This window comes from Rhizobium mongolense subsp. loessense, assembly GCF_900099775.1.
Classification (GTDB): Bacteria; Pseudomonadota; Alphaproteobacteria; order Rhizobiales; family Rhizobiaceae; genus Rhizobium; species Rhizobium loessense.
The window spans coordinates 425,770-439,292 of the sequence record NZ_FMTM01000004.1; the positions used below are offsets into that span (position 1 = coordinate 425,770).

The 13,523-nt window shown below is 60.6% G+C and carries 11 protein-coding genes and 1 pseudogene; 8 read left to right on the forward strand and 4 right to left on the reverse strand.

Going from position 1 to position 13,523, the window contains the following annotated elements; genetic code table 11:
• The first annotated feature begins 91 nt into the window (after positions 1-91).
• Positions 92-952, forward strand: coding sequence for an MBL fold metallo-hydrolase (locus BLP23_RS17075; protein ID WP_233426738.1), 861 nt, complete (start codon positions 92-94; stop codon positions 950-952).
• Here BLP23_RS17075 and BLP23_RS17080 read toward each other — a convergent pair.
• Complete coding sequence (locus BLP23_RS17080; protein ID WP_092586023.1) at positions 941-1,399, reverse strand: hypothetical protein; 459 nt, start codon at positions 1,397-1,399, stop codon at positions 941-943. The genes BLP23_RS17075 and BLP23_RS17080 overlap by 12 nt on opposite strands.
• Positions 1,400-1,738: 339 nt before the next feature.
• On the opposite strand from BLP23_RS17080, the gene BLP23_RS17085 reads away from it, so the two are divergent.
• The 7 genes and pseudogenes from BLP23_RS17085 to BLP23_RS17115 all read left to right on the forward strand — a co-directional run.
• Entirely contained in the window at positions 1,739-2,749 is a 1,011-nt protein-coding gene (locus tag BLP23_RS17085) for a LacI family DNA-binding transcriptional regulator (protein ID WP_092586025.1), read from the forward strand.
• Positions 2,750-2,773: 24 nt separating this feature from the next.
• A complete protein-coding gene (locus BLP23_RS17090; RefSeq protein ID WP_092586026.1) occupies positions 2,774-4,051 on the forward strand; it encodes an ABC transporter substrate-binding protein in 1,278 nt (425 codons plus the stop codon).
• Positions 4,052-4,114: 63 nt separating this feature from the next.
• Positions 4,115-4,966: a carbohydrate ABC transporter permease gene (locus BLP23_RS17095; RefSeq protein ID WP_092586028.1), complete on the forward strand. Its 852-nt coding sequence runs from the start codon at positions 4,115-4,117 to the stop codon at positions 4,964-4,966.
• Entirely contained in the window at positions 4,963-5,793 is an 831-nt protein-coding gene (locus tag BLP23_RS17100; RefSeq protein ID WP_092586030.1) for a carbohydrate ABC transporter permease, read from the forward strand. Before BLP23_RS17095 ends, BLP23_RS17100 begins: the two co-directional genes overlap by 4 nt.
• 45 nt (positions 5,794-5,838) lie before the next feature.
• Positions 5,839-6,897, forward strand: a complete 1,059-nt coding sequence (locus tag BLP23_RS17105; RefSeq protein ID WP_092586031.1) for an ABC transporter ATP-binding protein — start codon at positions 5,839-5,841, stop codon at positions 6,895-6,897.
• Positions 6,898-6,918: 21 nt separating this feature from the next.
• Positions 6,919-8,202, forward strand: coding sequence for an MGH1-like glycoside hydrolase domain-containing protein (locus tag BLP23_RS17110; RefSeq protein ID WP_092586033.1), 1,284 nt, complete (start codon positions 6,919-6,921; stop codon positions 8,200-8,202).
• Positions 8,203-8,271: 69 nt separating this feature from the next.
• Positions 8,272-8,568, forward strand: a pseudogene (locus tag BLP23_RS17115) (type II toxin-antitoxin system RelE/ParE family toxin); the annotation flags it as partial.
• Positions 8,569-8,575: 7 nt separating this feature from the next.
• Here BLP23_RS17115 and BLP23_RS17120 read toward each other — a convergent pair.
• From BLP23_RS17120 to BLP23_RS17130, 3 genes are all read right to left on the reverse strand, one after another.
• Positions 8,576-9,778, reverse strand: a complete 1,203-nt coding sequence (locus tag BLP23_RS17120; RefSeq protein WP_092586035.1) for an MFS transporter — start codon at positions 9,776-9,778, stop codon at positions 8,576-8,578.
• A gap of 352 nt (positions 9,779-10,130) precedes the next feature.
• Positions 10,131-11,567 carry a M81 family metallopeptidase gene (locus BLP23_RS17125; RefSeq protein ID WP_092586036.1) on the reverse strand — a complete coding sequence of 479 codons (1,437 nt, stop codon included), beginning with the start codon at positions 11,565-11,567 and terminating at the stop codon, positions 10,131-10,133.
• Between the two features lie 24 nt (positions 11,568-11,591).
• Complete coding sequence (locus BLP23_RS17130) at positions 11,592-13,508, reverse strand: beta-N-acetylhexosaminidase (protein ID WP_092586038.1); 1,917 nt, start codon at positions 13,506-13,508, stop codon at positions 11,592-11,594.
• Between the last annotated feature and the right edge of the window lie 15 nt (positions 13,509-13,523).

Consider the following 13,523-nt stretch of genomic DNA (forward strand, 5'->3'; position numbering starts at 1 on the left):
ACCGAACAGTCTTACTCGCCGCTCCCTTCTTATAGCGTCGTGCATTTGCGTTGGATGCGCTGTGCCCGGCCCACTGCTTGCTGATGCTCCAATGATCAAGAGTGACAGCCCGGGCTTCTTTCGTTTGATGGTTGGTGACTGTGAGGTCACAGTACTTTCCGACGGCAAGAATCTGCTTGCGGCTACGAAGTTGTTGCAAGGAGACACCGCACGGATCGCCGATGCCCTGAAAAGCAACTTTCTTGGAGAGCAGGTTGAAACCTCTCACAATTCCTTTCTGGTGAATACGGGCGACAAGCTGGTACTGGTCGATGCGGGTTCAGGCACACTACTGGGGCCGCACACAGGCAAATTGCTTGGCAATCTTGTAGCCGCGGGCTATCGGCCAGAGCAGGTGGACGAGGTCTATCTCACGCATATGCATACAGATCACATCGGCGGTTTAATGTCTGGAAACCAACGGGCCTTCCCGAACGCTGTCGTTCGCGCCGACACGCGCGACGTGGATTACTGGCTGAGCGAGGAAAACATGCGTGCTGCGCCCGCCGCGGCGAGGCGCTTCTTTGAGGCGGCCATCGCGTCTTTGTCTCCTTACATGACAGCGGGCAAGATCAAGACGTTCGAGGGGGCTGCTGATCTGATCCCGGGAATTCGAGCTCAGCCGGCCTACGGGCATACGCCTGGTCATACGATGTACGAAGTGGAGAGCAAAGGCGAAAAGCTGCTCCTTTGGGGCGATATCGTCCATGTCGCCGCAGTGCAATTTGTCGATCCGGCCGTCACAATCGGATATGACGTCGACAGTGCCGAGGCGGAACAAGAGCACTGGCGTGTCTTCGGTGATGCTGCGAAGGATCGATACCTGATCGGAGGCGCACACCTCCCGTTTCCTGGCCTCGGTCACGTGCGCAACAACGGCGACAAGACCTACACGTTTGTGTCATTGAGCTAGCGGGATTAGGAACCCCGCTCTGAGCGTTTCAATGATTTGCTGTTCAGCGGCAATGTCAGGGACGACTAAACGGTACCCTTCCTCATCCTTAAGGTTCAGTCGCTCGACCAACGCCTCGGCATCCTCATCAGTGAGCATGTCCATGACCACCCCATCGACAACGATCGCCTGTCCGGTCACTGCATCGACCACCGCCCAGTAGTTGTTCAGGTTCTTGCGACGGCTATAACGCCCAGTTGCCATGAGGTGTACCTTTGTGTGCTGAGGCCTGGCTTCGGCCTTTCTCTTTTCTTCGGCGTTAAGGATGATCATGAGGTCAGTCGCGACATCGTGGGGCAACCGATTGAGAACCGTTCCGTGCATCTCCGCCGTTCTGCCTTCGTGGTAGTCGATGACATGCCACGTGCCGTCAGAACTCTCCTCTAAACCGTACCGCTTGTAGACCATGGGTCGCCTGGGGGTTGCCTTTAATACACCTAACGTCGACCCGGAGCGTTTGTTGCAAATTTCTAAGTGACCGCCCGGATATGTCGCTTCCCCGCCGCGTCCCAAAGGTGCGAGCTGTCGATTTGCAAATGGCTAGCAAGCCGCCTGCGGACCTGACAAAGAGGGCGGTTGCTTCGACATCAATGCGAATGCAGCAATCTCGACACACGTTACTGCGCCGCATGGTGTCGGTCGCCGAGTGTGCTCAGCAGTCTTTATAGCTGACCATTTCCAAAACGTTTTGGCTTGAACTCCAAAACGTTTTGGTTCATAGTGGCGCTGTATCTGGGAGGGGACGCAGTGTCCAATCTGAAACAGTTGGCCCAGTCGCTCGGCCTGTCGATCACCACGGTATCGCGCGCCCTCGACGGCTATCCGGACGTCTCGCAGGCAACCCGCGAACGCGTGCGGGAAGCAGCAGCGCTCACCGGTTATCGCCCCAATGCATCTGCACGTCGCCTTCGCAAACAGCGCGCCGAACTTGTCGCCGTGACACTCCCGAGCGATCCGGGCCACATCGGCCCGCCGCACTTTCTCGATATGCTCTCCGGCTGCGCAGAACATCTTGCGACCGCCGGCCTCAACCTTGTGATTGCCCCTGTGCCGCGCGGCGAGAGCGAGCTCGACATGTGCCGCCGTTTCGTCGACGGGCAAAGGGTCGACGCCATGCTGCTCGTGCGCACAAAACGCAGGGACGAGCGCGTGGAATTCCTACAGGCTCGGGGCATTCCGTTCGTCACCAATGGTCGGACCGAGTCGGTCCTGCCGCATCCCTATCTCGACGGCGACGGTTTTGCCGGGTTCCAAGCGGCAAGCCTTCGTTTTCATGCCGACGGTCATCGTCGGATCGCTCATATCGCCGGCCCCCAGGACTATTATTTTGCCCATGTCCGGTGCATGGGCTGGCAGGCAGCCATGGAAGAAAGCGGCCTTTCGAGCGAACTTTGCGCCGAAGGCGCACCGACCGAGCAGGGTGGATACCTGGCGGCGCTGGAATTGCTGCGCCATCCGCGTCGGCCAACCGCGATCGTCTGCGCGACAGACGAAATGGCGATCGGGGCCTTGCGGGCGCTCCGTGAAATTGAGGGCGGCGAGACGATCAGCATCGTTGGCCATGACGATCTTCCAACCGGTGCCTATACCAGCCCACCGCTTTCCACCATGCGCATGGCGGGCGAGAACCTGGGCCGCAGCTTTGCCACGCTGCTGCTTCGCGCCATTGCCGGCGAGCCATCGGAAGAACTTCAGGAACTGCACCCGATCGAGTTCGTCGACCGCGAGAGCCATCGGCGTGCGCCGCCAAATGCGTAGAAAAGAACCAAAGAGGAGGAGAAAATGAAACATCTAGCGTCACTTGGAATTCTGGCATCGACCGTCCTTTTGGCCGCAACGCCGGTGCTTGCCGACACGGTGTTCCTGTCCACGCAACTTCGTCCGATCGCAGAAGCGACCGTGGTTCGCGAAGAATTGCTCAAGGGCGTCCAGAATCCGGTCGACTACGTGGTCGAGGAGCCGCCGCAATTTGCGGTCCGCATGGAGGCCGAGCGCCAGGCCGGAACGCACACGATCAGCCTTGTCGGCGCTTTGCACGGCGAACTGTCGCCTCTTGCCGACAAGGACGGCCTTGAGCCGCTCGACGACGTCGCAAAGGCGCTCGCCTCGAAAGGCATGCCGCAGCCTCTGCTTGACCTCGGCAAGCTCGGCAAGTCCAGCCAGCAATATATCCCCTGGATGCAGGCGACCTATGTCATGGCCGCCAGGAAGGACGCCCTGCAATATCTTCCCCAGGGCGCGGATGTGAACAAGCTCACCTACGATCAGCTGATCGAATGGGGAAAGAAGATGCAGGAAGCGACCGGCCAGCCGCAGATCGGCTTTCCGGCCGGGCCGAAGGGGCTGATGTCCCGCTTCTTTCAGGGCTACTTCTATCCCTCCTTCACAGGCGGCGTCGTGCGGCCGTTCCAAAGTGCTGATGCTGCAGCCGGCTGGGAGAAGCTGAAGGAGCTCTGGTCGGTCGTCAATCCGAACTCCACCAACTACGACTTCATGCAGGAGCCGCTGCTTGCCGGTGAAGTCATGGTCGCCTGGGATCACGTCGCACGCCTCAAGGAGGCGATCTCCTCCGAGCCTGATCAATATGTCGTCTTCCCGGCTCCCGCCGGGCCGAAAGGCCGCGGTTACATGCCGGTTGTCGCCGGCCTCGCCGTTCCGAAGGGGGCGCCTGACAAGGCAGGTGCGATCGCTGTCATCGAACACCTGACGATGCTCGACACGCAATTGCAGACAGCGCAGAAAGTGGGGTTCTTTCCGACGCTTGACGCCAAGCTGCCCTCCGACATCGATCCCGGAGTGGGCTTGCTCGCGGCCGCCGTCAATGCAACCCAGAGCGCGCCGGACGCGCTGATTTCGCTGCTTCCCGTCGGCCTTGGCGACAAGGGCGGCGAGTTCAACAAGGTCTATATGGACAGCTTCCAGCGGATCATTCTGCAGAACGAAGCCGTCGGCGACGTCCTGAAGGCACAAGGCGCAACGCTTGCAAAGCTGATGGCCGATACCAAGGCCCCGTGCTGGGCGCCGGACGCCAAGAGCGACGGAGCCTGCCCTGTCGAATAAGCCTTTCGGCCCGGGCGCTTGGCGTCCGGGCCGCTTCCCGAAAAGCCCGCGAAGCGAAAGCCAATGCCAACCAACCGCACCTGGATCCCCTATCTGCTGATCTTGCCCTCGGTGGCGTTCCTGGCGCTGCTTTTCGTCGTGCCGCTTGTGCAGACGATCTGGCTTGCCGTCTCCGACAATGGCACGCCCTCGCTTGCCAATGTCCAGCGTATGGTGGGTGATCTCAATTTTACGCGCTCGGTCCAAAATACGTTTCTTCTGACGCTTGCCGTCGTGCCGGTGCAGATCGTCATTGCGCTCGCCATGGGAACGATGGTCGCGAAAGTGGCAGCCGGCCGGGAAACGATCCTGTGGATCTGGACCATTCCGCTCGGCATTTCGGATCTCGCAGCCGGTCTCGTCTGGTTGTCGATCCTGCAGAACAGCGGTTATCTCAATTCCTTCCTTTACGGCCTCGGCATCATCGAACGGCAGGCGAGTTGGCTTTCCTACCAGACGCCGTTTGCACTTTTTCTGGGCATAGCCGCCGCCGAGATATGGCGGGGAACGGCGATCGTCATGGTCGTCATCGTTGCAGGCCTCAACCAGGTGCCGAAGGAATACCGGGAAGCGGCAGAAATCTTCGGCGCAGGTCCGTGGACGCGCTTTTACCGCATCACCTTGCCGCTCATCCGGCCGGCGCTGCAGTCGGCGCTCATTTTGCGCACCGTTTTGGCCTTCGAGGTTTTTGCCGTCGTCTATGCCCTCGGCGGCCGCAATTTCCCGGTGCTCGTCGGCGAGGCCTACAATTGGCAGAACCAGAACCAGAACTATGGCGTTGCCGCAGCCTACGCGGTCCTCATCATGCTCATCTCGCTTGCGGCCACCATGTTCTATCTGAAGGCCATCAAGGTCGATCCGGAGCGTCTTCCATGAGCACAACCCGTGCGGCAAACTTCGTCTCGTCCCGCCGCATTGTGCTGTGGAGCGGGATCGCCGTGCTTTGCGCCTGGGTCCTGGTGCCGATCTATCTGATCGCGCTCGGCGCCTTCGGCGGACGAAGCGCCGTCTACCTCTGGCCGAAGACCGGTCTGCCGACAGGCCTTTCCTTCGAGCCCTTCCTGCTTTTCCTGAGGACGGAAGGCGTTCTCGGCTCCTTCGTGAACTCACTCGCAGCCGCAGCGATCACGGTTGCCTTGTCCCTGCTTCTCGGAGCGCCCGCCGGCTATGCGCTGGCACGCTATAATTTTCACGGCAAGGATGCCTTCCGGCTCATGGTCCTTTTGACGCGCGCCTTTCCTTTGGCAATCCTTGCTCTGCCGCTCACCGTTTCCTTCATCCGTCTCGGCCTCTACGATACGGTAACGGGCGTCGGGCTCGTCCATACCGTCCTTGCTCTGCCTTTCGCCGTGCTGGTGACGCAAGGCATTTTTCTTGGCGTTCCGAGAGAACTCGAGGAAGCGGCATGGGTCTTCGGGTGCTCGCGTATCCAGGCATTCTTCAAGATCGTCGCTCCGCTCGCCCTTCCAGGTATCGCCGCGACCGCCGTCTTTGCCTTCGTCATCTCCTGGAACGAAGTTTTCGCCGCGTCCGTGCTCACCGTCAGAAATCGGACGCTGACGGCCTATCTTTTGACCGTGCTGGCGGAAAGCCCGATGCATTATCGCTTTGCCGGCGGCCTCATGCTTATCCTGCCATCCGTGGTCTTCATCTTCGCGGTCAGGCGCTACCTTTTCGCGATCTGGGGCATTTCATCCAAGTAACGGGTCATCCAAGCAACGGGTCATCCAAGTAACGGGGACAGTTTCATGGCCAACATCGTCATCGACCGCATCCGGAAGAACTTCGGGACCTTCCAGGCGCTGAAGGAAGTCTCGCTGACAGTCAACGACGGGGAATTCGTTTCCCTTCTCGGCCCCTCGGGCTGCGGAAAGACGACGCTGCTGCGCATCATCGCCGGTCTTGAATCCGAAAGTGCCGGCGACATTCGCATCGCAGACCGCTCGGTAGTCGGGCTTCAGCCGAAGGACCGCGGCCTTGCCATGGTCTTCCAGAACTACGCCGTCTTCCCGCATATGACCGTCTTTGAAAATGTCGCCTTCGGCCTCAGGATGCAAAAGGCCGATGAGGCGCGCGTCAGGCAGCAGGTGGAAAAAGCCGCGGCTCTTTTGCACATCGAGCCCTATCTCGACCGCTATCCAAACAAGCTGTCGGGCGGCCAGCGCCAGCGCGTAGCCGTTGCTCGGGCGCTCGCCGTCGAGCCGAAGGTCCTGTTGATGGATGAGCCGCTTTCCAATCTCGATGCGCTGCTGCGCCTGGAAATGCGCACGGAACTGAAGACGGTCCTGCAGTCTTCCGGCACGACGACGATTTATGTGACGCACGACCAGACCGAGGCGATGGGCCTTTCCGACAGGATTGCCGTCATGCACGACGGCCAGATCGAGCAGGTTGGCCATCCCGTCGACATCTACAACCATCCCGCCACGCGGTTCGTCGGCGGCTTCATCGGCAATCCGCCGATGAATTTCATCCGCATGCCCGTGACCGACGGGCACGTGATCGCGGGCAGCGAGCGCTTTTCGGTGCCGCCGGGATCTGGGCCTGAGATCATCCTCGGGCTGCGCGGCGAAGCCGTGGCGCTTGCGCAGCCGTCAGAGGGATTTCAAATGCGCGTCCGCGTCGCCGAGCCGATGGGTTCGCATCTGCTTTTGACGGGATTGATCGAAAACCAGCCCGTTCGCGTCATCCTGCCGGCCGCCGAAAAGGTCGCAAGCGGCGACGTCATCGGCCTGAAACCTGATCCCGCGCGCATTTCTTGGCTCGCACCCGATAGCGGCAAGGCCTACCTGGCGGCCGCTGCCTGACGAATATCTGGAGTAAATGGCATGACAAAATACATCGATGAAGCCAAGGCGATCTTGGCGGCGAATGACCGCGGCGGCTACACGGTGCCGACCGACCGGCTTTATCCCTTTCAGTGGAACTGGGATTCGGCCTTCGTCGCCATGGGGTTTGCCGTCTACGACATCGATCGCGCCTATCGTGAACTCGAACGCCTGGCCGAGGGACAATGGACCGATGGCATGATCCCCCATATCGTGTTCCATCAGCCGAGCGACAGCTATTTCCCCGGCCCCGACGTCTGGCGCACGAACCATGTCATTCCGACCTCCGGTATCACGCAGCCGCCGGTCTTCGCGATGGCTCTTCGCAAGATTTACGAAACGGCGGTCGCCACCGGCTCTGTCGCAAACGAGCGAACCCTTACGCTCTACGATGCCGCCTTGAAGTGGCACCGATGGTGGTACCGCGCGCGCGATCCGGAAGGCACCGGTCTCGTCGCCTTGCTGCATCCTTGGGAAAGCGGCAGCGACAACTCGCCTGCCTGGGACATCGCCCTTGCGCGTGTTCCGACGACGACTGAAACGCCGGTCGTGCGAAAAGACATAGGGCATGTGAACCCGCAAATGCGCCCGCGTGATGAGGATTATGGCCGCTTCATCCATCTCCTGGATACCTATGCGGCCTGCGGCTGGGACCCCGTCGAGCAATGGCAAAAGGCTGAGTTCAAGATCGCGGATATCCAGACCAGCGCGATCCTGCTGAAGGCCGGCGAAGACCTGCACTATCTTGCAGGTGTCTTCGGGCGCGCAGGCGAAGCCGATGAGATTGCAGCGCTGAATGAGCTCACGCGGCAGGCCCTGAAGGCGCAATGGCGTTCCCGTCTTTCGCGTTTCGTCTCACGGGATCTGCTGGCCGGCGAGGATGTCGCCGCAGCCACGCAGGCCGGCTTCATTCCTCTTCTTGCGCTCGACCTTGACGAGGCGACAGCTGACGCTTTAACCGCCGAAATGCGAAGATGGTGCAAGGGTATGAAAGTCGTCTTCCCGACGACCGAGCCTACTTCCGCGAGTTTTGAGGCCAAGCGCTATTGGCGCGGTCCGGCCTGGGCGATCATCAACTGGCTCCTGATCAACGGATTACGCCGCAACGGCCACGCAGGACTTGCAGAGGAACTGCGCCAATCGACGATCAGCGCGATCGAGACCGAAGGCTTTGCCGAATATTTCGATCCGAAGACCGGCGAAGGATGCGGTGGGCTCGGATTCTCATGGACGGCAGCGGCCTACATTGCCCTTGAAAAGGCGGGCAGTTCCGCAATTAAGTAGGAGAAAGCACCAAAACCCGATTTCCTGTACCCGGCTGGAGGAGCCCGACATGGCCCGTGGTCGCGGCCTGCACACGAGGCTGGAACCGAGGTTGCTCTCGGCTTTGTCGACACTCTTCTAGCTGCCTATGATCTGGTCGCCAGCCATCCGGAGGCCAGATCTTTGCGGTATGCATATGAATTGGGATGTCCTGACGTGCGGAGCGTTTCGATGAAGCGCTATCCCTATCACATCCTTTGTCATAACGAGCCAGATCGTGTCGACGTTTGGCATGTGCTTCATGCCAAACGAGATCGGCGCAGCGGATGCAGGGGCCGGATCATTGAATTCGAACGCGCCTGTCTGCCTTCTTCATCCGGCCGGTAGTCCTCCATCAAACAGCTCGACGTCCGGTGCTGCAGTATATCAGGAGCCCGATGCCGCCGAGCCCAAAGAGCGCGCCAATAATTGAGGTCCCCGAATAGGTCGTGATGGAACTGCCGATGGCGAAGACGAGTGCGCTCACGCCTGCGCTGAGAAAAATGTTGACGGATATCAGGGCGCTGCCAAGACCTGGCCGTTCTGCAATCAGGTCCTGGAGGTAGGTGATGGGGATGCTGATCAACGCTGCGGCGCCAATGCCGCTGATGACTGTCAGGGCGTAAGCGTGCCAGGGCTCTGAAGCAATGCCGAGCAGGAACAGGTAGGCGGCATATATGATGGTGCCGGTCACCAGTGCTGCGACCTGACCCATCTGCCTGAGAAGTCGCGCCCAGACGATGATGAAGATGATCTCGAGGAAGGCAACGATGCCGACGAGAATGCCGACATCGCCCACCGTCCCGTGAACCGCTCCGGTGACGATCAGGGGAAGGATCGCCCCGTTGACATGGAGCGTGCTCGTAATGAGCGCAACGGCAATCAAGGGCGCGAAGATTCTCGGCGAAACCACTTCGGCGAGAGCTGCAAGATGAGAGAGATGATGCGTTGCTGCTTTGTCCGTGCCCTTCTGGCGCGGGAGGAACACGCCGATCAGGGCAAAACAGAATATGCAAGAGAGACAGGCGAAAAGATATGCGGGCAGCATGCTCGTCGACGCGGAAAGCAGAACACCTGTCATGCCTGGTACCAGCACCCACGACAGCGAGATCATTGCCCGGACGCCAGCGTTGACGGTGTTGACCTCGTTTTTGGGCATTCCCGCGGTGGCGGCCCGGACATTGGCAAAAAGCAGGGAGTTAAGCGAACCATAGATCGGTAGCAACAGAAGCGAGCAGGCGATGAAGCTCGTTTGGGTCGGAACGAAATAAATCGCGCCATAGCCGAAAATGCCGAAACTGGCAGCCACCAGCATCATCGAACGATATTCGCCGAGACGGTCGGCAAGGTTGCCGAGGAGGATGCTCACGAGGACATTGACCGCCGCGGCCGCAAAGATCAGGGCTGAATAAAGACCGTTGCTCAATCCCAGCTCGCGAATGCCGACGACGGATTGATAAGGCGATGTTGCCGCGCCCGCAAACCCGAAGGAGAAAATGGCGACCATGCTGACGCGGATCGTGGGATTGCGAAAAACATCGGGAAGAAGGCGGTTCATGGGAGATGCCAACGAAAGGAGCGTGACGACAGTCGGACGGCGGGCGTTCTGGTCATGCGCCGCCCGGCCACCGGGATGTGACAATGCAAAGTGTCACTCCCGCCACCGCGCTGAAAAGCGGGCCTACGGTGTCGTCGAGCTCGCGGTCGAACGGGACGGCCGGCTGCGTCCGGCAGACGCAGGCAAAACGAACTTGATCTTCACATCTGCGGAATTCCCGGCGATGGAGATGGCGTCCACGATCAGACGATAAGCATTGCACATCAGCTCCGTCGACCAGTTCGCCTTGGGTTGCGTTGGTCCCGTCATGTTCACATGATTCAGTGCGCGCCGAGCTTGAAATGAAAGACAATCAGTCCTGCCAACGCTCCGAAAAGCGCGCCTGCGGCGCGTAGTCAAAATTGCGATCGAACGGAAAGACCGGCCGCGTTCGGCGATTGCTGGCGAGACCTTCGATGTCCTGGTTCACGACGCCATCCGTCAGCGCCATGAGGTTCGGATTGGCAATCGGCGCGAGGTCCGGCGACAGATAGCCGGACTTGACGACGAGCAGCCGAACGGATCGGGGGTCGAGGCCGAGCCGCGTAAAGTCTGCGATGTTGTGGTAGGGGCGCCTGCGCGCGGCAAGGACGATCGTTACAACGCCGGTCCTGACGACCGCCTGGCGTTCGGCGCTGGAGCCCGGATTATCTAGAAGGAGCACCTCGGCTTCGATGCGGGCCGGAAAGCTTGACGCATCGAGGCTGCCGCCGATGGCAAGTGGCACGATCGTGCCTTGTCCGGCGGCAAAGCAGGCCTCGACGGCCGGCAGGTCGGTAATGCCGGCAAAGAGCACGTTCTCGAATGTGCGGGAAAGTACGGCTTGGAGGACGTCGGCGCGATCGCCGACACCGCCGCCGGTTGGATTATCGGCGGAATCTGCAAGGATGACCGGTGCGGTCTTTGCCCTTTCGGCGATGTCGAGCATGTCGTCGAGCGGACCGGTGACGGGGCCGAAACGAAAGTGCTCGCGGGCGTTCCAGTAGGAAAGGGCGATCTCCTCGGCAGCCTGCGCGGCAGCAGCCTTATCCGATGCCGTCACCACGGCGCAGGCCGTTGCCCGCGGCTCGTCCGCCCAGACATAGCCAATCATCAGATTGGCATCGAGGATGCCGGCGCGGCCATCGAGATCCGGAAGTCTTTGGTAGAGGCTCTTTGCCGGCTCGTCTTCCGTCGATGTTCGCTCGCCAGGCCAGAGCACCGGCACCGGCGCCCAGGCGACACCCGGCCGGTTTCCGCTTTTCAATGCATCGACGAGCATCGACCAGGCCCGCACCATGGTCTCGCGGACATCGATATGCGGCGCCGTGCGGTAGGCTGCGAAGATATCGAGCTGGTCGACAATCTTCTGGCTGACATTGCCATGCAGATCGTAGCTCGCTGCGACGATACAGTCCGGGCCGACGACGGCGCGGGCGGCCGATATCCAGTCGCCTTCGGCGTCGTCCATGCCTTCCACATTCATGGCACCGTGCATGGCGAGATAGAGACCTTCAAGCGGCATGTTGTCTCGCAGCCGATCGAGGAACTCCGTCTTGAACGCCTCATAGGCCATGCGCGATACCGGCCCGCCGGGAACGGCGCGCGCGTGGAGAAGCGGGAGGTGATCGATCCCTTCCGCTTCTAGAAAGTTGAAATAATCGGAACCGAGGAGATCTGCCCCGCGCAGGACGCGAAAGTCCTCGATCTTCATCAGCACCGGCGAGTATGTGCTGCATTCCGTGTGAATTCCGCCGACCGCAATCCGCATCGCTACCGTCCTGGAGTTTCAGGCCTAGAGTGCCGGGCTTAAGGGGACGATGGCCGCAAAGCGGTTCCAGTCCTTCTTCGCCTTCGGGGTCCATGCCGCTTCGGCGATCGCCGGAAGGCGCGGAAAGACCAGGCGGTTGAAGTAGCCGCGCGACAGGAAGTGTTCCGACCAGATGCAGGCCTGTACGCCCTTCATCTTGTCCTTGAGATTCTCGGGGAACTCGCCTTCCGCTTCATAGGCATAGGTATGTTCGGGCGGCACCGTGCCTGCCCAGCTTGCCCCCGGCTCCTGGAAGGCTTCTGCCTGCACCATGTCCAGATAATAGGCCTGTCCCGGCGTCATGACGACGTCGTAGCCCTCTCTTGCCAGATCGATGCCAACCTGCGGATTTTCCCAGGCCATCAGCAGCGTGTCTTTCGCAGCGACCCCGCCGCCGTGCGCCACCTCGTTCCAGCCGGCAAGCTTGCGTCCGCGCGCCGTCAGCATGTCCTTGATCCGTTTCAGGAAATAGGACTGCAAGCCGAACGTGCCGGAAATGCCTTCTTCGGCCATCAGCTTCTTTGCCAGCGGAGAGGCAAGCCATGAACCGTCGGCCACTTCGTCACCGCCCACATGAATGTAGGAGGAGGGGAAGAGCTCGACCATCTCGTCGAAGACCTTTTCCAGGAATTCGTAGGTGAGGGGCACGGCCGGGTTCAAGGCGTTGTTCGGATAGCCCTGAACGGAATGATAGCTGTCCGGTGCCTCCTGGCCATCGGTGAGTTCCGGGAGAGCGGCCAGCGTCGCGGCATTGTGGCCGGGAATATCGATCTCCGGCACGACTTCGACATTCAATGCCTGGGCATGGGCGACGATGTCGCGGATATCGTCCTGCGAATAGAAGCCGCCGACGGGCTCAGCGCCATTGCCGAGCTGCGGCAGCAGCGGCTCGTCGGGACCGCGCAGGACGCCGGTGGTAGTCAGCTGTGGATAGGCCCTGATCTCCAACCGCCACGCCTCGTCGTCGGTCAGATGCCAATGAAAGATATTGAGCTTGAACCAGGCAAGGATATCGATCAGCCGCTTGACGTCGGCGACCGGATAAAACTGACGCGATACGTCGAGATGGCAGCCGCGCCAGCCGTAACGCGGCTTGTCGGAGATGCTGCCGGAGATCGGAAAGCGGAACTTGCCCTTTGTCGTGCGCGCCCCGTTGAGCAATTGCGCAAGCGAGGTCAGGCCATACTGGCGCCCAGCCGCATCGCAATAGGAAAGCGTGACCTTGTCAGAGGCAAAGGTTAGCCGGTAACTCTCCGCATCGAGCGAGGCCTGGCGGTCGAAGGCCAGCGCCCGGCCCTGCGGCGATGGCGCCAGGCTGAAGACGGAATGGTCGCTCTCAAAGAGCCGGCGCGAAAGGGAAATCACCGTCGAGATCGAAAGCAGCTCCTCGGAGCTTGCACCCTCGGGATAAAGCACGACCGGAAAGCTGTCGCCCGGCTTGGCATCGATCTCTGCTGGCCAGGGCTGGAGGGCGAAGGGAAGATCAAGGCGGCCCTCCGGCAGCAGCACCGGCGGCGGCTCGCTCAGACTGCCTTCAAGAAGCAGATCGGAGACGGCCACCTCGGCATGCGTGCCGTCGGCCAGTGTCAGATAGGCGGATTTTGCCCCATCCGTGCAATGCTGCGCCTTGCGATGAAGGCCGGCAACCGTGAAGATCCAGCTTTGGCCGGGCGCAAGAACGAACCCCGGAGGCGGCGAGAATTCGTGGAAGTTCGCGTTGCGGCGCAGGAACTGGGCGTTCTCGCAGGCTTCAGGATCACTCACCCGCGTCAAGGACGTATAGACGAGCTTGAAGCCAGAAAGCGGGCTTTCGGAGAGGTTTAAGAGCGTGAAGGTGAACTGGCCGTTTGGCCCACCCTTTGGGGTCCAGCTGTTTTCCAAGCGATAGTAGACCGGTTTCATGTCCTGTTCCTCTCT